Source organism: Mesorhizobium sp. M2D.F.Ca.ET.226.01.1.1, from assembly GCF_004022705.2.
GTDB lineage: Bacteria > Pseudomonadota > Alphaproteobacteria > Rhizobiales > Rhizobiaceae > Mesorhizobium.
Genome location: NZ_RZOY02000003.1, coordinates 251622 through 274112, shown reverse-complemented (window position 1 = coordinate 274112; position 22491 = coordinate 251622). Strand labels below are relative to the sequence as shown.

The window sequence follows — 22491 nt, the reverse complement described above, 5'->3', positions numbered from 1 at the left end:
CCGGGCCTGTCGTCTCGCTGCTCCCGCGAAGCCCGAGCGCATGGTGATCAGGCGTCAGAAACCGTGTTCGATGCGTTCGAAGATGACGTTGGTGAAGGCCGAGATCTGGCTGCCGATGAACGGGCCGGTCAGCGCCACCACAAGCAAGATGGCGACGATCTTCGGCACGAAGGTCAGCGTGATTTCCTGGATCTGGGTCAGCGCCTGGATGAGCGCGATGCCGATACCGACCACCATCGCCACAAGCACCACGGGAGCTGAAGCGGTGAGAACCGTCCACACCGCGTACTGGACGATATCGAGGGCGTCGGCCTCGTTCATGGACTGTCCCTGTGCGGCTAGGCGGCCGGCTTGATCGAGACGCCTGCGCCGACCGGGACCTTGGTGCCGTCCTGCAGCACGGCGATCAACCCGTTGCTGGAGAGCGTCACCGAAGCCACCGTGCCGGTGGTCTTGCCGTCGGCCGAGGTTATCGAGCGGCCGATCAGCGCGTCGGCCTGCGACAATGCCGAGGACTGCATGATCTGATCGAGCTTGGTGTTGGTCTGCACCGACTGCTCGACCTGGGAGAAGGTGGCGAGCTGCGCGACATACTGCGTCGAATCCATCGGCTTCGTCGGATCCTGGTTTTTCATCTCGGCGATCAAGAGCTTCAGGAACGACTGGTAATCCACCGCCGTCTTCGAGGTCTGCTGGCTGGCCTGGTTGGCGCCAACCGGTATCGTTGTCGTCATGTCGACGGGCATCTTATTCTCCTACAGCCAATGCGCGCGGTGCTTCAGGAATCTCGTCACCGCCCTCGAGTGCCTTGCGTTCGAGCGGATAGAGCGCGCGGATCGCCTTCAGCGCCTCGTAGATCTCGTCCTCGCCGACCATGCGGTCGATCTGCTTCAGGCCCTTGCAGATGTCCTGGTTGTCGAAGCTTGCGATCAGCATCGGCAGCGAGCGGCGGAACATGTCGCGCGCTTCCGCGGCGCCCAACGGATTGATCAGCATGATCTGGACGATGAAATAAAGCTGCCTGAGCGGCGTCGAGGCCTGGTCGGCCTGGAGGACATGGCTTTCGAGCAGGAACTGCACGTCGTTCATCAGCTCGATGGTGACCTTTCGGTCGACGCGGATGACGGCGCCGTTGATGTAGATCTTCTCGTTGGGCTTCAGCGAGATTTTCAACGTGTTGGTCATTGGATGCCGTCTCGGATGATCTGGGAAACCTCGATCAATCCTTCGAAATTGTTGGTGCGGCCCTGGCGGATGTCTTCGGTCTCGCGCAACAGCCACAGGCCGATGGAGATCAGGTTGGCGCGCAGCTCCCTGGGGAGCGCGTTGTCGCTGGAGCCGAGATCCTCGACGAATGTGGTCCAGATGCGGTTGGTGAAGTGCAGCGCCTCGACCGCCTCCATCGAGTCGGTGCCGACCGCGGCCGCCGCCGCCAGCATGTCGATCGAGCGGGTCAGCAGCTGCCGCTCCCGGTCCTTGGCGTCGGCGACGGAGTCGGTCTGGATGTCTGCGTAGGAGAATTGATACATCGTCGGCGCTCTGGCGTTCCGGTGTGAGAGTTCAGGTCAGATAGTTCAGCAGGCTGAGCTGCTGTAGACGCGCAGTCAAGGCAAAGGACGTCTCGATATGCTGCGTCAGGTCGGCGACGCGGGTCGCTGCTTCCGCGGGATCGACGCCTTCGAGATCGACGATATGCTTCTCGAAGAGGTCGACCTGGGTCTTCATGCGGTCGCTGGCATCGGACACGCGCTGCTCCGCGATACCCGTTTCCGCCCGTGCCTGGGTAATGCCGCCTATGGCTTCGCCGACCAGCGCCTGCGCGCGGCTGACGACCGCGTTCTGCGCGGCCTCGCTGATGCTGCCGGTCATCAGGCTGCTGACCATGGCGGCCGCCATGGCGAGCTTGCGGATGCCCACCTCGTTGGCGCTGACCGAGGTCTGGGTGGTTTCGTTGAGCGAAATGCGGCTGGTGATCTGCTCGTCGGTGGCGCTCGACCAGTTGGCCTGCCAGCCGGAGCCCAGGAATTGCGGCTCGACCTGCGTGGTGATGAAATTGTCCATCTGCGCGGCGGTGATGTTGGCTGCCGCCGGGGCCGTCTGGGAAAAGCCGAAATAGCTGGTAAAGGCGGCATCGAACGCAGCCTTGGCCGGCGAGCCGGCAGCATTGAAATCGTCGATCGGCTTGACGTCTGTGTTGGTGCCGGCAAACAGATATTCGCCGTTGACGCTGGTGTTGAGGATGCCGGTCATCTGCTGCAGCGCCGAGGCGCCGGCGGTTTGCAGGATGCTGGTCGAGGAGTCGCCCGACACGCCGCTGGTCAGCGCGGACAGGAAGCTCTGCGCGGTGTTGGCGATCTGGCCGAGCGAATCCTGGGTCGATTTCAGGCGCGCGGTGACGAGCGCGTTGGAATCGACAATGCCGTTCAGCCGGTCGAGATCGCGCTGGAAGGTGACTGCCTGGGTCGTGCGGCTGCCAAGCGCCAGGCCGACATCGGCGACTGTGCCGGTCTGTGACTCCTTCGTCGCCTTGACGAGATCGGCCTGCATCTTCGCCTGCTGATAACGCAGCGCGTTGGAAATGGCAGCTGAGGAAACGCCGGTCGCTCTCATGAATTATCCCACCGCGGCCAACAGGGAGTCCAGCATGTCGCCGACCGTCTTCATCATATGCGCCGATGCCTGATAGGTGTGCTCGAGGTCGAGGAGCAGGGACATCTCCTGATCGACATTGACGCCGGTGTCGTTCGACAGCGCCTCGGCGGTGCGTGCCGCCAGCGCCTGCTTGTTGTCGGCATTGGTCGAGGCCTGCTGGCGTACGCCTTCGAACCAGCCGTTGGCATTGGCCGCGTAGTCGGAGACGCCGGAGCTGACGGTGATGCCGGCTGAGCTGTCGAAGGCCATCGGCTGATCAAGCTTGTTGCCGTAGCTGATCAAAAGGTCCGCATAGGATGCGCCGCCGGTGTTGACGACATAGGCCGCGCCATTGGCGCCGCCGTCGCGCAACAGCGCGGGATTGCCGCCGGCGCTCGGATCGAAGGCGGCGTTGATGCTGATCGAGCCGGCGAGGCCGTTGACCAGGGTGCCGGCGGCCGGAATTGCCGGCGCACCGGACCACGTGAACAGGCCGGTCGCATTGGGCTGCGACGGCGCGGTCTCGGCAAATGCCGTGACAAGGCCGCGCGCGATTTCGTCGAGCTGGCTCTGCATGGTCGAGGCGACGCCGTCGCGCAGCTTCAACAGGCCCGCCAGCTTGCCATCGGCGGTGGTGTTGTCGGTGGTGCCCGCCGAAACCGGCACGTTGTCGATGTAGATCGTGTTGCCGGGCGTGCCGGCCGAATAGCCGGACGAAGGCGTGAAGGTCACCGAACGCGGCACGGTCTCGAACAGCGTCGTGCCGTCCTTGGTGGTGATGACCATGTCGTTGTCGCCGCGCGTGAAGGTCGAGATCGGGACATATTCCGAAATCTTCTTCAAAAGCGCGTCGCGCTGGTCGAGCGCATCGGACACGTCGGTGCCGGAACGGGTGCCCGAGATGACGGCCTTGTTGGCGTCCTGGAACTGGCTGAGCAACGAGTTGAGGTCGTCGACGGCAGTGGCGATCTGGCTGTCCGCCTGAGTGCGGAAATCCTGGATCGCCTTGGTGCCGCTGTTCAGCGAATTCACCACCTGCTTGGCGGCGTCGACGACACTGGTGCCGAGGTTCTGGTTCGACGGTGTGGTGGCGTAGAGCTGCAGGGCCTTCTGCAAATTGGCGATGGCCGTCGAGGGAGACGACGCGTTGTCGACCCCGTTGACCGAGAGATCGAGCTGATCCATGCCGTCATAAAGCGTGCTTTGGCCGCTCGACGTCGACAGAGCCGAAAGGTTCTGGCGGAACAGTAGCTCATTCGCGGTGCGCTGGATCTCCACCATTCTGGCGCCGGGCGCCGTGCTGGTTACCACGGCGATGCGGCGGGTATAGTCGGGGTTCGACGCATCGGCCACATTGCGCGATACGACGCTGGTTTGCTTGGACGTGGCCAGAAGCGCCGACTGGGCAATGCTTAGTGCGGAGGAAAGCGACATGCAGATCTTTCACGGGCGGCGCCCGTCGGTTATCTCTTCAGGTTGACGAGGACGTCCATCAGGTCCGAGCCGGTCTGGAAGACCTTGGAATTGGCGGTGTAGCTGCGCTGCGCCGCAATCATGTTGGTCAGTTCCTCGGCGATATCGACGTTGGAATTTTCAAGCGCTCCGGAGACGATGGAGCCGAGCTTGCCCTCATTGGCGAAGCCGATATGGACCGCGCCGGAATCGGTGCTCTCCACATAGATGTTGCCGGGCATGGCGGTGAGGTTGTCGGGGCTCTGAACGTCGGCGAGCGGGATCTTATAGAGCGCCTTGGTCGAGCCGTCGGCGAACTGCGCGTAGATGACGCCGTCCTGGCCGATCTGGACCTTCTGGATGGAGCTCGGCGCGTTGCCGTTGACCTTGGCGTCGGCGACGGTAAAGCCGGTGCCGAGCTGGGTCAGCTTGGACAGATCGAGGTTGAGGGTCTGGCCTCCCGGAACGGTGAAGGAAACGCCCGTGGTCGCGCCGGTGAGCTTGCCGGTGGTGGTGTCGAAGGTGAGGTTGGCCGTACCCAGCGCGCCGCCAGTATAGGGGAAGGAGGTGCCCGGCGTCGCCTTCGACTGGTCGAAGACCGCGACCTCCCAAGTGCCCGCGCCGGTGTTGGTGAAGTAGACGTCGAGCAGTTTCTTATTGCCGAGATTGTCGTAGGCGACCAGCGAGGTTTTCGACGTGTACTGCGCCGAAGCGCTGTTGGTGGAGGGCAGGCTGCCGGCCGCGACCGGAGTGGCGCCGGCCGGCAGGTTACCGCTGAAGGTGCCATCCGTGCTCGGCGTCGCCGTCATTGCCTGGTCGGAGATCTGCACCGGCACCAGGCCCTCGAAGCCGTTGGCGGTCGCGGCCGGATCGCCGTTGGCGTAGTCGTATGCCATCAGCTGGTAGCCCGCGGCATTGACCAGCCGGCCTTGCGCGTCCGGAACGAAGGAACCGGCGCGGGTGAGGTAGGGCGTGCCGCCGGCATCCTGCACGACGAAGAAGCCGTCGCCGTTGACGGCGAGGTCGGACACCGAGGTGGTGTAGGTCATGACGCCCTGCGTGCTGACGGCGGAGCGGATCGTCGTCGTCACGCCGCCGGAATTGTAGGCGCCTCCGGTGCCGGGCATGATCAGCGACGAGAACTCGGCCGAGGAGCGCTTGTAGCCGGTGGTGTCGGAGTTGGCGATATTGTCGGCCACCGTGGACAAGCGGTTGGCCTGCGCGTTCATACCGGAAACGCCGGTCCGCATCATTCCGTAGAGGCTCATCGATGGATCTCCGCAGTGCCTGGGTAGGAGGCCATGAAACTATGCCTCGTGTCTTGCGCGAGGCTGGCGCGGGACGAGCCTTGGGCGTGATGGCGTTTCGTTGAATCGCCATCACGCCCAAACTCTTTGTTGGAGCATGATCTTTGTCCGAAAAACGGTTCCCGCTTTTTGCTTTCGCGGACCTTTTCGGGATCATGCTCTAGGGCGGCCATCAAAACACCAGCCTGTAGCCGAGAAACCGTTTGGAATCGATCGGATCGCGGCCGAGTTTCTCGCGCAGCTTCTTGCGCAGCTTCGAGATGTGGCTCTCCACCACGTTCTCTTCGACCTCCTCGTCGAAGATGCCGTAGATGGCGTTGAAGACCTGCGTCTTGGTCACGCGCCGGCCGCGGTTGCTGGCCAGGTATTCCAGGATGCGCCGCTCGCGCCGCGGCAGCGGCAGCGGCTCGCCGTCGATCTCTGGATCGCGGCCGTCCATGAAGATACGCATCGAGCCGACTTCGGTGTAGGCGGCCTCTTCGGAGCCGCGTCGGCGGATGGCAGTGATACGGGCGAGGATCTCGCGGATATGGACAGGCTTGCGCACGACGTCATCGACACCGCTTTCGAACAGCCGCAGCGTATGTTCGAGCGAATGGTGTTCGCTGAGCGCGATCACCGGCGCGCCAGTGCGGTCGCGGATCTGGCGCGGCGATATCGCGCCATCACGGCAGTCGCCGATGAGAAAGGCTCTGACGGATCTGAGATCGGTGTCGGCGGCGGAACTCACCCACTCGTCGAATTCACCCGGCGCAAAGCCGGCCGTGGCCACGCCCTCGCGATCGAAAAGTGAAGAGTAGCCCTCTGTTACGAGCTCTCGCTCATCAACGATTACGATCATCGATCCGCCCCCGAATCAGCTCATCTGGCCCGTGCGGAAAGGGGTACCCGGCCCGGCGTATCCTGGAAAACCATCATTTCTTGTAGCTATTTTCTTGGGAGTTTTTTTGGGAGCCGTAATAAAAGCGGTTGTGCAGGTGTATTTGCCCCCACTCTTGGCGGACGAATATTGGCGCCGGCGCATAGGCTGACGAAGGCCGATCGGCGCCGAGGATAAGCAACTACTGATTGCAGAAGGCGCTGGCATTCGGCGTCCATTTGCCGAAGCCGGTGGCGACCATGTTGGCGATGACGCGGCAGACATAGACCTTCTGCGCCGGGTCGTTGTCCGGGCCGGCATGGTAGCGGGCGACAGCCATCGACCAGGTCATATGCCGGGCGTGCAGGCTGGCCAGGAAGCGCGCGGCGTAGTCGACATTCTGGTGCGGGTCGAGCATGTCGTCGACGCTGCGGAAATGATCACCGTGATAGTGGTGGTTGATCTGCATGCAGCCGAGGTCGATCAATGTCTTGCCCTCGCGTCGCGCGTTCTCGAACGTGGCGAGCGCTTCGCCGCGGCTGCGTGGAAAGATGGCTTTTCCTTCTATATTCATGGCGTTAGGCTGAAGGCTGCCCTTCTTTCCGGTCTCGGTCAGGCCGACCGCGTAGAGGATGCCCGCCGGCACGCCGTAGCGATCGGCGGCGCGCAGGATCTCCGGCTCGCAGGGATTGGCGGCGGCGTCGGCGGCGCCGGCAGCGAAACTAGATATACATATCGTCGCCAGCGCGCTCGCGAACAGGCGAAGCAGCGCGGCTGAATTCCTGTGCGCCATTGCCGTCGTTCCTTCCGGGTTGCCGGTCGCCGCCCGCGCCGCTGCCGCCCGAGCTCCCAGGCTGGAACGAGGGCTGATCGCGACCCGTCGACATCGGCATTGCGCTGGTTGCGTCGGCGCGGCTGGCCGCATGCGCTGCTATCGAGGGTTGCAGGATGGTGACCTTGTCGACATCGAAGCCGAGGCTTCGCATGGACTTGACGATGGCATCGCTGTCGGTGGTGAGACGGCGATATGCCTCGTGCGTCTCGGGCTTCATCTCAATCGAAAGTTGCTCGCCCGAGAGCCGCAGGCTGGCGGTGACCGATCCGAGCTCCGAAGGGTGGAGCTCGATCTTGAGCACATGTGTCGGAACGGCAACAGAGTTGGTCGTCTGGGAGCCTGCCGAGGCGCTTGCAAAGGCCTGCTGAACGCCATTGTCGGAGGCAAGCGCTTCAACCAGCGCCGTTGCCGTCTGGCCGATCGGATTTTGCGCCGGAGCCGGGAAGCTCTGCTGACTGACGACGTCCATGCGCTCGGCGGAAGCAGACGGCTTGGTCGCAGCCTGCTGCGCGGCCGACTGGGACTGTTGCGAGGCCTTGGAGGCGGAAGCCGGCCGCCAGCCTTGCGGCGGCACCGAACTGCCGGCCTGCGGCTCATCGCCTTGCACCGGCAACGCATTGGCATCGCGGCGGCCCGTGATATCGAGGGCCGCTTCCGCCTTCACCGGCTTCTGGCCAAAGTCGGATCCGGACTCTTCCGTCGCCGTCGAACAGGCAGACCGCGACAGCGGCTCGACGGAATTGCCGACGGTCGCGCGCTTGCCCATGCGCAGTTGCAGTTCCAGCGCTTCGTGCTCGCCAGCACCTTCTCCACCGTCAGGACTCTTCCCGCCTGCGCCCGACGATTGCGCGAAATGCTTCATGTCGCTCAGCGCCATCTGCAACGGCAGGCGGTCCTGCAGCGGTGTGGAATCGTTGACTTGCGCCGCGGCATCTTTGTCGGTCGTTGGCTTCGCCTCGTCGGCCCGGGCGGCGGCGGTCCTTGTGGACTTTCCCGCAGCTTTCTGCGAGCCGGTTTTCCCTTGGGGATCCTGGTCCGGCTCCTGCTTGCCGCTGTTGGGCGTTGAGCGCTTTGCCAGATGCGCGTCCGGCAATATGGTCGCGTGCTTGTCCTGTGGCCGATCGGGCTTTTCCGTCCGGTGCAGCATCTCGCCGAAATTCTGATCCTTGTCCTTGCCGCCGGCGGCGTGCTGCCGGGGCTGGGACTGGGTCGAAGCAAAGCCCGGCAGGGTCTGGTTGACGCTGGTCATTTTGGGGCTGCTCCGAGTAGCTGGTCGATCTGGTCTAGCTGGCGGCGCGTGCTCGTCACCGCCGCATCGATAGGGTCTTGCGCATCGGGCGTCGCCGCCGGCGCAGATGCCTGCACCACCGGCACGGCGCCAGCTGATACAGGAGCGGGCGCCGGCGTTTCAGCCGCTGTTTGCGCTGGCTGCGGGGCAGGGGGCGGCGAAGCTGAGGGTGGCGAGTCCTTGGCCTGGTCGCTCGCCGCGAGCGGCGGATCGCTGGTAGCGACCGCTGGCTGATCGGGCATCGCTCCTTCCACCGGAGGCAAGTCCGCATTAGCCGGATCGGTGGGGGATTTCGTGTCGTCACGTTTTGCGGTGATTGTCGCCGCGGCTTCGGCCTTGGCGGTCGCTTTCACCGGCGCCACCACTTCACCGGCGACAGCCTGTGCCGCATCAAGCAGATCGCGGTCGCTTTGCGAAAGCTTGGCGCGATCGATCTTGCCGAGCTTGGCCCGCACCTCGTCGACATTGGCCGACGTCATGGTGGAAAGGCTCGAATAGAGCTGGGTGCGCGGGTCGCTCTGGTTGCCGTTGCCGTTGCGGCCCAGCTCCGCCTTGGCCGAGGCGAAAGCCGAGAGTTCCGTCATCCCGTCGATCGCGGCGCGACGCGCGATGCGTAGATAGATCACCTTTTCGCGCTCGGGATCCATCATCGATGTGATGTCGGCGATCTTGTCCTGGCTGATCGCCATATGCAGCGTCATGATGCCGGAAACGAAGGCGTCGGCGAACTGGCTGGCGTAAGGCGAATAGAGATAGGACGCGACATACTGGGTCGAAGCCAGCGCGAAACGGGCGGCGTCGCCTTGCGCGGCCGCGATGCCGACGGAGCGGCGAAGCGCTGCCTCCTCGACCAAGGTGCCGGGGCTGAGCAGGCGCGCCTCATCCAGCAGGGTGAGCGCCTGCACAGGATCGTCGCTTGCAAGCAGCGAGCCCTTGACCAACGCCAGGAAGGCGCCGATGTCGGCGGGCACGCTCATCGGATCGATCGGCTTCAGCGTTTCGATCGCCTCGGCCGGCCGGCCGTTGAGATAGGCGACTACGCCCTTGGCGATGGCGAGGCCTTGCGGATCGGTGATCGCGCGGGAAGCCGCCGCCGCGACCGTCACCGGATTGCCGCCGCTCATGCCATAGACGAGCAAGGCGCGGAAATTCTTCGGCTCCTTGAAATCCTCGGCATTCGCATCGCGCAAGCGGGCGTCGATCATTTCGAGAAGCTTTGCTTGCATCGGCAGCGCGGCATGGTCGCCCCCGGCTATGCGGTCCTGGATCAGCTGCAGCGAGCGCACCAGCTGATAGGGCTGCAGCGCATCCTGCGCGAAGGCCGGCGATGTCGGCCCCGCGGCAAGCAATAGCAGCGCAATAGTGCCGCCGATGACGGTTCTGCCCTTCATCCGCCGGCCGTCATCAGGATTTCGATGCGGCGGTTCGCGGCCGCCATCGGATCGGAGGCGATCTTGGGCTGACGGTCGGCGAAGCCCGCGACCTCGGTGATGCGGCGTTCGTCGACGCCGCCGCGCACAAGCATGTAATAGGCCGAATGGGCGCGTGCGGTGGATAGCCGCCAATTGTCATAAGTGTCGCCGCGGAACGGCCGTGCGTCGGTGTGCCCGCTGATGGTGATCGTGCCCTTCTTCTCGTTGATGATGTGGCCGATCTTTTCCATCGCCAGCACCAGCTCGCGGCGTGGCATGGCCGAGCCGATCTCGAACATGCCGAAATCGAGCTGATCGGTGATCGAGATGACGACGCCCTTGTCGGTGGCCTCGACCGAGACGCCGTCGGCAAGCTTTTCGCCCGGCAGGAATGCCTTGGCGAGTTCCTTCTTGATGTCCGCGGCCTCCTGAAGGGCGGCTTTGCTTGGCGCCTTGTTTTCCTTGTCGACGGTTTGCTCCTGCTCGGTCTTTTCCGCCTTCGCCGCCGCTTCGGCCTTGGCGTCGCCGGCCGCGGCCTCGCGCTTGTCGGCTTCGGCTTTTCCGCCCTGCGCCTTGTCGGTCTTGTTGCCTTCACTCGACGGCTTCTCGGCCTCGCCCTGCGCGGCCTTCTGACCGCCCTTCGCATCGGTCTTTTCCGGGGTTGCCAGCGGCTCGAGTGGTGCCGCCGTGAGCGGGGGTGCGGCCGGAACGGCCTTCACCTTCGGCACCGCAACGGTTGCGACCTTCTCGCCGGGCTTGGCCGGGTCACCCTCGATCTTGGCGCGTTCGGCGGTGGCCTCGGCGCCGGGCGCCGCCACCTGCTGCGACCAGAAATCCGGCGCGAACGGATCGCGATAGGATTCGCCGCCTGAGGCACCGGTCGCCGGACCGGACGTCTGGGCGCCGCCTTCGCCCTTGGCGCTGACGTTCTGCAGCACGCCGGTATCGGCGGCGATCTCGGCCAGCACCGCGTAAGGATCGGCGAACAGCTTTTCATCCGAGAGCTGGGTGTCCTGCGCCCCTTGCTTGGTCTGCCGGCGTTCGGAGGAACCGGCGCCGCCCTTGCCGTCATCGCCTGCCTTGGTCGCGCCTTGCTGCGGGTTGTCCGCGGTCAGCCCGACCTTGCTCGGGCCGTCGCCGAGATCTTCCAGGCCCTTGCGGCTGGAATTGCGGTCGATCAGCTCGACCGGATTGAAGTAGCTGGCGACGGCTGCCTTGGTCTGCTCGTTGGCGGCGTTGATCAGCCACATGACGAGGAAGAAACACATCATCGCGGTCATGAAATCGGCGAAGGCGATCTTCCACACGCCGCCATGATGGCCATCCTCATGACCGTCGTGATTGCGCTTGACGATGATGATCTCGTGCCGGGGTTCGGCATGGTCGACGGCGCTCATGACAGGACTTCCGACAAGGATGCCGACCACTCGGCGATACGCGTCTCGAACACCGTTTCGTCAATGGTGACGGTCAGGTCGAAGCCCGGCGCCTCGGTGAAGTCGAGATTGGCGGCGCGGGGTCCGAGCGCCGCCTGCAGCGGCTCGAATAGCGAGAGTGGTCCCCGCACACCGATGCGCACCGCCTCGCTGTCGGCGACCGCAGCGCCGATGACGCGCGAAAGCGCCTGCAGCGAACGTTGCTGCAGGTCGTCGCTGAGCAGGCCGCCGACGATGCGCGCGACGGTCGCGCCGGCAAGCTCGGCGACGCGCCGCTCCATGGCGTCGATCCTCGTGGCGACAGCCGCGCCGAGATCGCCGCCGAAGCTTTCAAGAAATGCCTTGGCAGCATCGTCATTGGCCTGGCGCTCGGCGTCGAGCACCGACTGATGGGCGAGCGCAAGGCGTGCCTCGAGCGCCGCCTCCGCATCGGCCACCGCCTCGGCAATCAGCACGCCGATATCGGCCTGCGGCGCCGGCGCGGCCGGGATATGCTCGGCGTCGCGGGCTGTCGGCGCCTGGTTGGGACGCGGCGTCCGCGAACCAAAATCGGGCAGGAGATCGAAGAGTGCCGAGGCCATGGCCTAACCCACGGCTTCCGGGGCCGCGGCCCATTTGCGCAGGATCTGCGCGGTGCGCTCCTCGTTGAGGTCGACCATGCGGGCAAGCCGCTCCTGGGGCGCCGGACGGATTTTCTGGCGCAGATCGTCGAGCGGTGTCGCGCCGGCGCGCGCGCCGGGGAGCGCACCGGCCGGGGTCTCGGCGGTGATCGCGGCGACCGGCGCATCGGGCGTCGGCAGCGAGCGCTGCACGTCGTCGAAGCTCGGGCCGGCAATGGCCGCGGGTTTTGCCGATGCCGTCAGCGCGGTGGCCATCGGCTTCAGGCCGAAGAAGGCCACCAGGAAAACGACAACGATGAAGGCGCCGGCATTGATCAGCGTGCCGGTATAGGTACCGATCGAGGCAAGGATGCCCGGCTGATCGATCGGCTCGCCGTCGAGGCCGTTGATGAACTCGACGGCCGACACGTCGATGATATCGCCGCGCTTGTCGTCGAAGCCGGTCGCCGAGGCCACCATCTTCTGGATATCGGCGACGCGCTTGGCGATCTGGTCCGGCGTGGCGTCCTTGCCAAGGATGGTCTTCAGCCGATCCTGGTTGACGACGACCGCGATCGACATCTTGTTGACCGTGTAGCCGTTGGAGACGGTAGCGATCTTCTTGGAGTTGATCTCGTAGTTGGTGATCTCTTCCTTGCGATCGTTCTGCGAGGAGGATTGCGGTCCCTCGGTGCTGGTGGTCTGCGTCTCGGGCAGGTTCTGCTCGACGCTAGTCGGGGTCGAGGCCTGCTTCTGGTTGCTGGCCTCATTGGTCTTGACCGACTGCACCGAACGCTCGACGCGCGAGTTCGGATCGAAGATCGTTTCCTCGGTCTGGCGGCTGTCCGTGTTGACGTCGGCCTTGACGCTGGCGCGGAAATTGTCGGGACCGAGATAAGGGGTCAACGCCCGGCGGATGTTGTCGCCGATCTGCGCCTCGACCGTCTGCTCGACGCCCAGCGTGCGCGCCGCGCTCGTGTTGGACGGGTCGTCGCCGGCGGCCAGGAGGTTGCCGTTGGAATCGAGCACGGTGACCTTGTCGGCGGAGAGGCCGGGAACGGCCGCGGCGACCAGGTGGCGGATCGACATGGCGCTCTTCTCGGCATCGTTTCCGGCATAGCGGATGACCACCGAGGCGGAAGGCTCCTGTTCGTCGCGGCGGAAATTGGCGCGCTCGGACATGACGATGTGAACGCGCGCCGCCTTGACGCCGGAAATCGACTGGATGGTGCGCGCGATCTCGCCTTCCAGAGCGCGCACGCGGGTGATCTGCTGCATGAAGGAGGTCAGGCCCAGCGAGCCGACATTGTCGAACAGCTCGTAGCCGGCGTTGGCGCTAGTCGGCAGGCCCTTCTCGGCAAGCAGCATGCGCGCCTGCGCGGTGGTGCCGGCCGGCACCAGCACCGAGGTGCCATCGGAGCCGACATCGAAGCCGATGCCGGCATCGGCCAGCACCAGGCCGATCTGATTCACGTCGGAGCGCTCGAGCCCGACATAGAGCGTCTCATAGGCCGGTCGGTTGAGATAGACGGAGGCGATGCCGATGACGGCCATGACCAGGGCCGTGATGCCGCCCATGAGCGCCAGACGCCTCACGCCGAAGCTTTTGAAATTCGCGATGATGCTCTGGATCTGTTCCGGCACGATTCAACGGCTCCCAGCACGACTGTCGGCCGGAAGACTAGACCGCGAAGCTTGTGCGAGGATGATAGGCTTGCCGCTGAAGAGCGAGCGAAGCGTCGATCCGGCGTCTTCCCGAGCAACGAAAAAGGCCGCGCTTTAAGGCGCGGCCTTCGCTGATGGGAATAATCTTGCGGCTTAGCCGTTCTTGAACAGCTGCAGGATCGACTGCGATGAGCTGTTGGCGATCGACAGCGACTGGATCCCGAGCTGCTGCTGTACTTGGAGCGCCTGCAGGCGGGTCGATTCCTTGTTCATGTCGGCGTCGACGAGTTGGCCGACGCCGCGGTCGATGGAGTCCATCAGGCTCTGGGTGAAGGTCTTCTGCAGGTCGATCGAACTCTTGGCGGCGCCGAGCACGGTGGCGGCGTCGGTAAGCTGACTCATGACGTTGTCGATCTTGGTCACCATCTGCGTGATGATGTCGTCGGTCACGCCCGCCGCCGTGATGTCGAGATTGAAGGCGGAGACGTTGTCGATCTTGACCGGCGTGCCCGACACGGCCGCCTGGCCGGCGGTGTTGGCGGCGATGTCGGTGGCGCCGCCAGCGATCGCGGCCGCGTAGGCCGTGTCATATGCCGACTGGTCCGCGGCGGTGGAATATACCGAGGTCTGACGGTCGAGAATGCCCTGGTTCTTGACGGCGGTGGCGAGGCCGGAATCGAACAGCTTGGTGCTTTCGACGTCGATGTCGATGGTGCCGAGCGAGATGGCGCCGGACGAAGAACGGTTGAACGAGGAGACGATCTTGGCGTTCGGCTGAACGCCGTCATTGGCGACAGCGACTTGCGTGGACGTGACCGAAAGATAATTCGAACCGGAGAAGGTGGCGGCGTCGGCGAAGGATTTCATCTGCGCCTGCAGTGAGGTGATTTCGGTCTGCGTCTTTGCCTTGTTGGCCCCCGACTGGCCGACAGCGGACAAAAGCTTGGTCTTGATCTGGCCGATGGTCGAGAGGACGTTGTTCATGCCGGTATAGGCGGTGTCGACCTTTGAGGCGCCGAGGCCGAGCGCGTCCTGAACCGTCGACAGCGCCGAGTTGTCGGAGCGCATCGTGGTGGCGATCGACCAATAGGCGGCGTTGTCGGAGGCTTCGGAGACCCGGTAGCCGGTCGAGATTCGGGCCTGCGTCTGCTCGAGCGATTTGTTGGTGGCGTTGAGACTTTGAAGTGCAGTCAACGCCGCAGCGTTCGTCATGATGCTCGCCAAGAAACTCGCTCCTTCTCAAAAGCCGGCATGCCACGCAGGCCGGGTTCAGCGCCTGCCCATCGATCGCGATCGTGCCGGTCGGGCCGATTCGACAACCTAAGTGATTGGTTAACCATACCTAGCCCGATATGGTTAATGGCCTGTTAAAAGTAGACTTTTGAGAAGTTAAGAAGCGAGGGTTGCGCGAGCCTTGAGCAAACGCAAATCGGGCCGCGCTTTTGGCGCGGCCCGATGCTTTGGCGTGGTCAGTATAGAGCGATCAGCCGCGGAAGAGCGACAGGATCGACTGCGACGCGCCGTTGGCGATCGACAGCGCCTGGACGCCGAGCTGCTGCTGCACCTGCAGGGCCTGGAGGCGGGTAGATTCCTTGTTCATGTCGGCATCGACGAGCTGGCCGACGCCGCGGTCGATGGAGTCCATCAGGCTCGAGGTGAAGGTCTTCTGCAGGTCGATCGAGCTCTTGGCGGCGCCGAGCTTGGTCGCGGCGGTCGTCATGTCCTTCAGCGCGGCGTCGACGACCTTCATCATGTCCGCAATCTGGGTATCGCTGGCCGCGGTGGTGCCGGAGAAGATCTTCAGGGTGGCGACCGAATAGGTGTCGCCCGCCGCCGCTGCCGCACCCAAGGTCGGGTTTTGCGCCGTAGCGGTGACGGCGCCGGTCGCACCGACGCGGTCGGCGTCGAGGATACCCTTCGACACGCCCGCCGCGGTGCCAGCCTCATACAGCTTGATGCTGTCCACCTTGACGTCGATCGTCGAGATGGAAACCGAACCGGTGGCGTCGCGGTTGAAGGCCGAAACGATCTTGACGTCGGCCGCAGCCGTGGCGGTGGCGCCGCTGTTGACCGACAGCATGTTGGTGCCGGAGAAGGTGGCGCCATCGGCATAGGCCTTCAGCTGGTCCTGAAGAGCCTTGATTTCGACCTGGGTCTTTTCCTTCGAAGCATCGGTCTGGCCGTAGGACGCGGTCAGCTTCTGCTGGATCTGGTTGATGGTCTTGATCGCGCTGTCCATGCCGGTATAGGCGGTGTCGACCTTCGAGGCGCCGAGGCCGAGCGCGTCCGAAACGGTGGACATGGCCTGGTTGTCGGAACGCATCGTGGTGGCGATCGACCAGTAAGCGGCGTTGTCGGAAGCCTGCGACACGCGGTAGCCCGTCGAGATGCGGGACTGGGTGGTGTCAAGGGCTTTCTGGGTGGCGTTCAAGCTTTGCAGAGCGGTCAACGCCGAGGCGTTGGTCATGATACTGGCCATGGTACTCGTACCCTATTTTTACACGGATTTTTTTGACATACCGGCATGTCCGGTATGACGGTGCGGCATCATGCCAATGATCTGTGGAACCCGATCACCCGCCATCTGCGAGGAATATGCGGGCAAGTCCCTACCAAAGACCTAAGTCGGAGGGTTAATCGAAAATATATTGCGGAGATCTGTGCGATCGGCCGTTTGATCAACGCCTCTGACGTTAGGTCAAGTAAAGGACCGCACCAGGCTGCCGACCAGCAGGTTCCAGCCGTCGATCAGCACGAAAAACAGGATCTTGAACGGCAGCGATACCACCGTCGGCGGCAGCATCATCATGCCCATCGCCATGGTGACGGTGGCGACGATGAGGTCGATGACGAGGAACGGCAGGACGATGAGGAAGCCGATCTCGAAGCCGCGCCGGATTTCCGAGATCATGAAGGCCGGCACCAGGATGCGCAGGTCGACGCTCTCGCGCGACACGGTCTGGCCGCGCTCGCGGGCGAGGTCGGCGAAGAGGTCGAAATCCTTGTCGCGCACATTGTGCAGCATGAAGTCGCGGAACGGACCGGAAATCTTCTCGAACGCCTCGGCCTGGGTGATCTTGTTGTCCATCAACGGCTTCACGCCGGTGTTCCAGGCCTGGTCGAAGGTCGGCGCCATGACATAGAAGGTCATGAAGAGCGACAGCGAGATCAGGATCAGGTTTGCCGGCGTCGACTGCAGGCCGATACCGGCGCGCAGGATCGAGAAGGCGATGACGAAGCGGGTGAAGCTCGTCACCATGATGAGTAGGCCCGGCGCCACCGAAAGCACGGTGAGCAGGCCGAACATCTGGATCAGATAGCCGACGGTCGTGCCGTCGGCCTTGCCGATGCCGCCGAGATCGAGCTGCTGAGCCGCGGCGACGGAAGTGGTCACGACGATCAGCGCCGTGGCTATGAGGAACTTTCTCATTCGAGCAGCATCGTCCTGACGAGAACCTGTTTGACATGGCCGCCGCTGCGCAACGCCGCACGCTCATCGAGATCGGCCTTGAGATGCTGGTAGCCGCTGGCGCCTTCGATCTGATGCAGCTTGATCGTGCGCACGAACGCGAGCAGATCCTGGTGGATCTGCTCGGTCACTTCCGGCGGCTGCGGGGCATCGTAAAGCACCGATGTCTCCAGTCGGATCCAGACGTCGGACGGCGAGGCGAGATTGGTGGTGATCGGCGCCAGTTGCACCAGCGTCGGCCCGGCGGCCGGCTTGCCGGCCTCGCCAGGCTTCTCCGCCGCGCCGGCGTTTGCCGGCGCCGCGGGCACCGGTGCCGGCGTTTCGCCCTGCTTGAGATAGCCGCCGGAGACCCAACCCATGCCGATGGCCGCGCCCGTCATGACCAGAAGCATGGCGAGCTGGATCACCAGGGAAGGTCCCTTCTTGGGCTGGACCTGCTCGACATTGGCCATGACGGCGTTCTCCCGGCCCTAGAAAGGAAGAACCTGGTCGAGCACCTGCTGGCCATAGGCCGGCTGCTGGACCTCGCTCACGCGGCCGCGACCGCCATAAGAGATGCGCGCCTCGGCGATGCGCTCGTAGGGAATGGTGTTTTCCGCGCCGATGTCGGACGGACGCACCATGCCGGCGATGGTAAGGACCCGAAGCTCGTAGTTGACGCGGACCTCCTGCGAGCCCCTGATCAGCAGATTGCCGTTGGGCAGCACCTCGGTGACGACGGCGGCGACGTTGAGCTCGATGTCTTCCGAACGCTTGATCTCGCCGTCGGCGTTGGTTTCGGTGCTGGAACTCAGGCCGGCGTCGCCCTTGCCGCTGGTGCTCTTGCCGTCCCATCCGAGCGTGACGTCATAGCCGAGCTTGCGCGCGGCGGTGCGGCTGCGGTCGTTCTGGTTCTTGAAATTGGCCCTGTCGTTCAGCTTGATGTTCACGGTCAGGATGTCACCGGCGCGCAGCGCGCGCGGATCGGTGAAGAGCCGGCTCTGGCGATCGTCCCACAGCGAGAATTTCCTCGGCCGCGACGCCGGCGGCTCGGGATAGCTGTAAGGACCGGAGGCACCGATACCCGAACCGACGGGTGACATAGCAGGCTCCCGGCCGATCTCCTTGAAATTGGTGCCGCAGCCGGATATCCCCACAACCGCGACGAGGACAAAGAACTTCAACTTCATGACGGATCAACCCTTCGCGCCGCGCTGGCCATGATGCCGGTGAGCGTCGCCGCCGCCTTCTGGTCCATTTCGTTCAAGATGACGCCGGCCTTGCGCGAATCGAGCTTCATCAGGATGGCCGCCGCGAGCTCGGCATTGACCATCGCCAGCCTTTCGGCGGCGGCGTCCGGCTTCATGCCGGCATAGATCTTGACGACGCCGTCCTCGGCGCGTGCCAGGAATACTTCGCGGCGCTTCAGCCACTCTTCATATTCGGCCTTTTTTGCCTCCAGCGCTTTCATGCGCTGGTCGATGCCGGCCTGCAGCTGCTTCAATTCCGCGGCCTGAAGGGCGTAACGGCGGTCGCGCGCGGCGTCGGCGATGTTGGAGCAGAAGCGCTGGACCTCGCTTTCGTCAGGGGTTTTCCCGCCGGCTGCGAGCGCGGCCGGCGCGGCCGGTTCCCCCTCGCGCGTGACCTCGGCCGCCTGGACCGGCGCCTGTCCGCCGGGCAGCACCTGCCGGACTTCCTCCGCGCCGACGGAAGCGCTGCCAAGAAGCGTGGCCACCGCCACGGCGGCGATCATCGTGAGGGGGCGGTGTGTCTTCGAGGAGAGGGGCTCGATCATCGGCGTGCCTATTGGAGAACCAGGTCGGCCTGCAGGGCGCCGGCCGATTTGATGCCTTGCAGGATGGCGATGATGCCGTCGGGCTTCACGCCGAGCCGATTAAGGCCGGACACAAGCGTTTCGAGATCGGGACCGTCGAGCACGGCAACGCGCGCTTCGGGCCGGCTCGCTTCAATGGCGGTGAACGGCTCGATCGCGGTTCGGCCCCTGGAGAAGGGCTCGGGCTGGACCACTTTCGGCGCTTCGGTGATGCGTACGGTGAGCGTGCCGTGGCTGATCGCCACGCGCGAGATCCTGACATTGTTGCCGATCACGATGGTTCCGGTGCGTTCGTCGATGACGACGCGGGCAGGGGCGTCCGACTCGACGACCAGATTTTCGATCTCGGCATAGAAGCGCGCGGCCGAGACATTCTTCGGCCGCCTGATCTGCACTGTGCGGGCTTCGCGCTCGGCGGCGACCCGCATGCCGAAACGCTGCGATGTGTAGTCGTTGATGGCGTCGGCGATGCGGATGGCGGTCGAGAAATCGGGGTTGCGCAATTGCAGCGTCAATACGCCCTGGTCGTCGAACTCGGCCGGCACCGCGCGCTCGACGATGGCGCCGTTCGGCACGCGGCCCGCGGTCGGCACACCCTGCGTGAGTTCCTCGGCCTGACCCTTGGCGGTGAAGCCGCCGACGATCACCGAACCCTGGCCCACCGCGTAGATCTCGCCGTCGGCTGCCTTCAGCGGCGTCATCACCAGCATGCCGCCGGCAAGCGAGGTGGCGTCGCCCATCGAGGAGACGTCGATGTCGATGCGGCTGCCCGACTGGACGAAGGGCGGCATATTGGCGGTGACGATAACGGCCGCCACGTTCTTGGCGCGCGCGCTGCCGCCTTCGGTGGCGATGCCGAGGTTCTCCAGCATGGCGCGGATCGACTGTTCGGTGAAGGGCGAGTTGCGCAGGCTGTCGCCGGTGCCGGCAAGGCCGATGACCAGGCCGTAGCCGACGAGCTGGTTGTCGCGCGCGCTCTGCAGCTGGGCGATGTCCTTGATGCGCGCGGCGACCTGTCCGGGCGGCAGCGTGCTTGGCCCGGTCGAGACCCGGAACATGCGCTGGGTGGTGGCGGGATCGTATTCGGGATCGTCGTAGACGCCGCCATTTTGCTGCGCCAGATCGCGCTTGGCCTTGGGCGTCAGGCCGTCCGCCAATGCCGGCTGAAGGCAGATGGCGGTGCTCAGCAGGAAGGCAAAGGCGCGCATCACGAAGCGCCGACCTTGATGGTGCCGTCGGCCATCACCGTGCCGGAGATGATCTTGCCGCTGTCGACGTTGCGGATCTTGATCTGGTCGCCGGCAGCCCCCGGCTCCAGCGTGACGCCGGCCGCCGAAATGGTCAGCGCGCCGGCGGTGAAATAGACCTGCACGGAAGCGCCCTGTTCGACCAGCCAGGCGTCGCGGATGGCGGCGACCGGGATGTAGCGGCCAGGCAGGAGCGTGCGTTTGGCAACCTTGCCCTGAAGCTCCTCGGCGCGCGTCGCCATGCCGTCCGGCTTGTGCTTGCCGGGGATGAGCGTCACCTGCTTGAGCGAGGCGGGCTCGATTGTCTCGCCGGGATAGATGACCCGGTTGGGGATCAGCACGGCCTCGCCGACAGCCTGGCTGGCGGCGATCTGGTTTGCCGACTGTCCGGTCGTTTCCTGCGCGAAAGCCGGCATGCCTGCGGCCACCAGAAGGGTGGCCAGCGCGGCGCGACGCAGTGCGGAGGAGATCGGCTCGGCCATCATCCGTTACCTGATGTTCTTGGAGACCACCGAGGCCATGTCGTCGGCGGCCTGGATGACCTTGGAGTTCATTTCGTAGGCGCGCTGCGCCGAGATCAGCTCGGTGATTTCCTTGACCGGATCGACGTTGGAGGATTCGAGGTAGCCCTGCTGGATCGTGGCGAAGCCGGGATCGCCGGGTACGCCGACATTGGCCGGACCCGAGGCGGCGGTTTCCTGGAAGAGGTTGTCGCCGAGCGGCGCCAAGCCCGCCTCGTTGGCGAAGTTGGCGATCTGAAGCTGGCCGAGCAGCTGGAGATTGGTCTGGCCCTGGAGACGGGCAAAGACCTGGCCGGTTTTGTTGACGATCACCTCGACGGCGTCGGTCGGCACGGTGATGGCCGGGATGACGTTGGCGCCGTCAACCGTCACGAGCTGCCCGGTGGCATTGGTGTTGAAGGCGCCGGCGCGGCTGTAGAGCGTGCCGCCGTCGGCGCCCTCGATCTGGAACCAGCCCCGGCCGGTCAACGCCAGGTCGAAGCTGTTGCCGGTGCTGGCCAGCTCACCCTGCGTGTGGACGTTGCGCACCGCCGTCGTCTTGACGCCAAGGCCGATCGAGACGCCTTCCGGCACCAGCGACGTGTTGGAGCGATTGGGCACGCCCTGCGTGCGGTCGACCTGGTAGAGCAGGTCGGAGAACTCGGCCCGCGCCCGCTTGTAGCCGGTGGTATTGATGTTGGCGATGTTGTTGGCGATGACTTCCAGATTGGTCTGCTGGGCATTCATGCCGGTGGCGGCGATGGCAAGTGCTTTCATGACGCGGTCCTAGATACTCATGCGACTGATTTCGAGGTAGGCCGAGACGACCTTGTCGCGGATGGCGATGGTGGTCTGCAGCGCCTGCTGGGCGCTCAGCACCGCATCGACAACCTGGCGCGTATCGGCGTCGCCCTTGAGCGCCTGTATCGACATCTGCTCGGCGCCCTGCAGCGTGTTGACGGTTTTCGTCGCGGCCTGGCTGAGGACTTCGGCGAAGCTGCTGCCCACGCTTTCGCTGGCCTGCGTGCCGACGCCGCCCTGCAGCAGGTTCGGTGAGGCCGACTCCGCGCCGTCAACCGCCGTCTTGAATTGTATTGCCCCGATACCGCCGATCATTACTGGTTCCTCATCAGGTCGATGGTCATGGAAATCAGATCGCGAGCCTGCTTGATGACCTGCAGGTTGGCTTCATACGAGCGGTTCGCCTCGCTCATGTCGGCCATTTCGACCAACGTGTTGACGTTGGGCATCTTGACGTACCCTTTGGCGTCGGCGGCTTCGTTGCCGGGCTGGAATTCGATCGGGAAGTCCGAAGGATCGCGATTGATGGCGCTCACTTCCACCAGCGAGCCGCCGGTCGCGCGGTCGACCTCGGACTGGAAGGTGATCGTCTTGCGACGATAGGGATCGGCGCCGGGGGTGCTGCCTGTCGACTGCGCGTTGGCGAGGTTTTCCGAGACCACGCGCAGGCGCTCCGACTGGGCGCCAAGGCCGGATGCCGCGACTTTGAGGGCTGCAGTGAGGGCATCCATGGTCAGCTCTTCACCACCATCGTCATCATCGAATGGAAGGCCTTGACGATCGCCGTGTTGAGCTCGAAGGAGCGGCGGACCTCGCCGGCTTTCATCAGCTCCTGCTCGAGCACCACCGTGTTCTTAGACGGCATGATCGCGCCGTTGGGATCCTCCGGCTTGACGTTGAAGCCGGCATTGGCCGTTTCGGCGCCAAGATGGCCCGCCTGCGTGGCGGCAAGCGTCACCGCGGTCCGGTCGAGGACCTTTTCGAACGGCTCGACATCATTGGCCGTGTAGCCGGGCGTGTTGGCATTGGCGATGTTGGAGGCGATCGCCGACTGGCGCACGGCCAGCCATTGCGACTGGCGTGTGGCGAGATCGAAAAGGTTTACGGGTTCCATGGGAATCTCCCGGGCAAGTACGCACAGACTAGGCGGCCAGTCTTGCGCGGACCTTGCGCGGGA

At 64.5% G+C, this 22491-nt stretch carries 26 protein-coding genes; all 26 read right to left on the bottom strand.

Annotated elements, in window-relative coordinates; translation table 11 throughout:
• Positions 1-54 precede the first annotated feature (54 nt).
• Positions 55-321 (bottom strand): flagellar biosynthesis protein FliQ, encoded by a 267-nt coding sequence (gene fliQ / locus EN869_RS08755; protein ID WP_127225739.1) that lies wholly within the window; start codon positions 319-321, stop codon positions 55-57.
• A 17-nt stretch (positions 322-338) separates the two neighbouring features.
• Positions 339-746 (bottom strand): flagellar hook assembly protein FlgD, encoded by a 408-nt coding sequence (flgD, locus tag EN869_RS08750; RefSeq protein ID WP_127225740.1) that lies wholly within the window; start codon positions 744-746, stop codon positions 339-341.
• Position 747: 1 nt separating this feature from the next.
• A complete protein-coding gene (flbT, locus tag EN869_RS08745; RefSeq protein ID WP_127225741.1) occupies positions 748-1185 on the bottom strand; it encodes a flagellar biosynthesis repressor FlbT in 438 nt (145 codons plus the stop codon).
• On the bottom strand, positions 1182-1529 hold the full coding sequence (gene flaF / locus EN869_RS08740) for a flagellar biosynthesis regulator FlaF (protein ID WP_127225742.1): 348 nt from the start codon (positions 1527-1529) through the stop codon (positions 1182-1184). Before flaF ends, flbT begins: the two co-directional genes overlap by 4 nt.
• A gap of 31 nt (positions 1530-1560) precedes the next feature.
• On the bottom strand, positions 1561-2610 hold the full coding sequence (locus EN869_RS08735; RefSeq protein ID WP_127225743.1) for a flagellar hook-associated family protein: 1050 nt from the start codon (positions 2608-2610) through the stop codon (positions 1561-1563).
• A gap of 3 nt (positions 2611-2613) precedes the next feature.
• Positions 2614-4065, bottom strand: a complete 1452-nt coding sequence (gene flgK, locus EN869_RS08730; protein ID WP_127225744.1) for a flagellar hook-associated protein FlgK — start codon at positions 4063-4065, stop codon at positions 2614-2616.
• A gap of 29 nt (positions 4066-4094) precedes the next feature.
• Positions 4095-5351, bottom strand: a complete 1257-nt coding sequence (locus tag EN869_RS08725) for a flagellar hook protein FlgE (protein WP_127225745.1) — start codon at positions 5349-5351, stop codon at positions 4095-4097.
• A 211-nt stretch (positions 5352-5562) separates the two neighbouring features.
• The gene (locus EN869_RS08720) at positions 5563-6231 is read right to left on the bottom strand and encodes a response regulator transcription factor (protein ID WP_127225746.1); all 669 of its coding nucleotides are present in this window, start codon (positions 6229-6231) and stop codon (positions 5563-5565) included.
• Positions 6232-6451: 220 nt separating this feature from the next.
• Positions 6452-7042, bottom strand: a complete 591-nt coding sequence (locus EN869_RS08715; protein ID WP_245489394.1) for a lytic transglycosylase domain-containing protein — start codon at positions 7040-7042, stop codon at positions 6452-6454.
• Positions 6972-8333 carry a flagellar hook-length control protein FliK gene (locus EN869_RS08710; RefSeq protein ID WP_127225747.1) on the bottom strand — a complete coding sequence of 454 codons (1362 nt, stop codon included), beginning with the start codon at positions 8331-8333 and terminating at the stop codon, positions 6972-6974. The genes EN869_RS08715 and EN869_RS08710 overlap by 71 nt, the downstream gene beginning before the upstream one ends.
• Positions 8330-9763: a chemotaxis protein MotC gene (locus tag EN869_RS08705; RefSeq protein WP_127225748.1), complete on the bottom strand. Its 1434-nt coding sequence runs from the start codon at positions 9761-9763 to the stop codon at positions 8330-8332. Before EN869_RS08705 ends, EN869_RS08710 begins: the two co-directional genes overlap by 4 nt.
• On the bottom strand, positions 9760-11181 hold the full coding sequence (locus tag EN869_RS08700) for a MotB family protein (protein WP_127225749.1): 1422 nt from the start codon (positions 11179-11181) through the stop codon (positions 9760-9762). The genes EN869_RS08705 and EN869_RS08700 overlap by 4 nt, the downstream gene beginning before the upstream one ends.
• Positions 11178-11801, bottom strand: coding sequence for a hypothetical protein (locus EN869_RS08695; protein WP_127225750.1), 624 nt, complete (start codon positions 11799-11801; stop codon positions 11178-11180). Before EN869_RS08695 ends, EN869_RS08700 begins: the two co-directional genes overlap by 4 nt.
• Positions 11802-11804: 3 nt before the next feature.
• Positions 11805-13463, bottom strand: coding sequence for a flagellar basal-body MS-ring/collar protein FliF (gene fliF / locus EN869_RS08690; protein WP_127225751.1), 1659 nt, complete (start codon positions 13461-13463; stop codon positions 11805-11807).
• 174 nt (positions 13464-13637) lie between these two features.
• The gene (locus tag EN869_RS08685) at positions 13638-14708 is read right to left on the bottom strand and encodes a flagellin (protein ID WP_127225752.1); all 1071 of its coding nucleotides are present in this window, start codon (positions 14706-14708) and stop codon (positions 13638-13640) included.
• Between the two features lie 259 nt (positions 14709-14967).
• Positions 14968-15963 (bottom strand): flagellin, encoded by a 996-nt coding sequence (locus EN869_RS08680; protein WP_127225753.1) that lies wholly within the window; start codon positions 15961-15963, stop codon positions 14968-14970.
• Positions 15964-16182: 219 nt separating this feature from the next.
• On the bottom strand, positions 16183-16914 hold the full coding sequence (gene fliP, locus EN869_RS08675; protein WP_127225754.1) for a flagellar type III secretion system pore protein FliP: 732 nt from the start codon (positions 16912-16914) through the stop codon (positions 16183-16185).
• A complete protein-coding gene (locus EN869_RS08670; protein WP_127225755.1) occupies positions 16911-17405 on the bottom strand; it encodes a flagellar basal body-associated FliL family protein in 495 nt (164 codons plus the stop codon). Before EN869_RS08670 ends, fliP begins: the two co-directional genes overlap by 4 nt.
• Positions 17406-17423: 18 nt before the next feature.
• Positions 17424-18122 carry a flagellar basal body L-ring protein FlgH gene (gene flgH / locus EN869_RS08665; protein ID WP_127225756.1) on the bottom strand — a complete coding sequence of 233 codons (699 nt, stop codon included), beginning with the start codon at positions 18120-18122 and terminating at the stop codon, positions 17424-17426.
• Positions 18119-18685: a MotE family protein gene (locus tag EN869_RS08660; RefSeq protein ID WP_245489415.1), complete on the bottom strand. Its 567-nt coding sequence runs from the start codon at positions 18683-18685 to the stop codon at positions 18119-18121. Before EN869_RS08660 ends, flgH begins: the two co-directional genes overlap by 4 nt.
• Before the next feature lie 50 nt (positions 18686-18735).
• On the bottom strand, positions 18736-19824 hold the full coding sequence (locus EN869_RS08655) for a flagellar basal body P-ring protein FlgI (RefSeq protein WP_245489414.1): 1089 nt from the start codon (positions 19822-19824) through the stop codon (positions 18736-18738).
• 149 nt (positions 19825-19973) lie between these two features.
• Complete coding sequence (flgA, locus tag EN869_RS08650; RefSeq protein ID WP_127225759.1) at positions 19974-20498, bottom strand: flagellar basal body P-ring formation chaperone FlgA; 525 nt, start codon at positions 20496-20498, stop codon at positions 19974-19976.
• 3 nt (positions 20499-20501) lie between these two features.
• Positions 20502-21290 carry a flagellar basal-body rod protein FlgG gene (gene flgG / locus EN869_RS08645; protein ID WP_127225760.1) on the bottom strand — a complete coding sequence of 263 codons (789 nt, stop codon included), beginning with the start codon at positions 21288-21290 and terminating at the stop codon, positions 20502-20504.
• 9 nt (positions 21291-21299) lie between these two features.
• The gene (locus tag EN869_RS08640; RefSeq protein WP_127225761.1) at positions 21300-21629 is read right to left on the bottom strand and encodes a flagellar hook-basal body complex protein FliE; all 330 of its coding nucleotides are present in this window, start codon (positions 21627-21629) and stop codon (positions 21300-21302) included.
• On the bottom strand, positions 21629-22045 hold the full coding sequence (gene flgC, locus EN869_RS08635) for a flagellar basal body rod protein FlgC (protein WP_095817159.1): 417 nt from the start codon (positions 22043-22045) through the stop codon (positions 21629-21631). The genes EN869_RS08640 and flgC overlap by 1 nt, the downstream gene beginning before the upstream one ends.
• A 2-nt stretch (positions 22046-22047) precedes the next feature.
• Positions 22048-22428, bottom strand: coding sequence for a flagellar basal body rod protein FlgB (flgB, locus tag EN869_RS08630; protein WP_127225762.1), 381 nt, complete (start codon positions 22426-22428; stop codon positions 22048-22050).
• Positions 22429-22491: the final 63 nt, after the last annotated feature.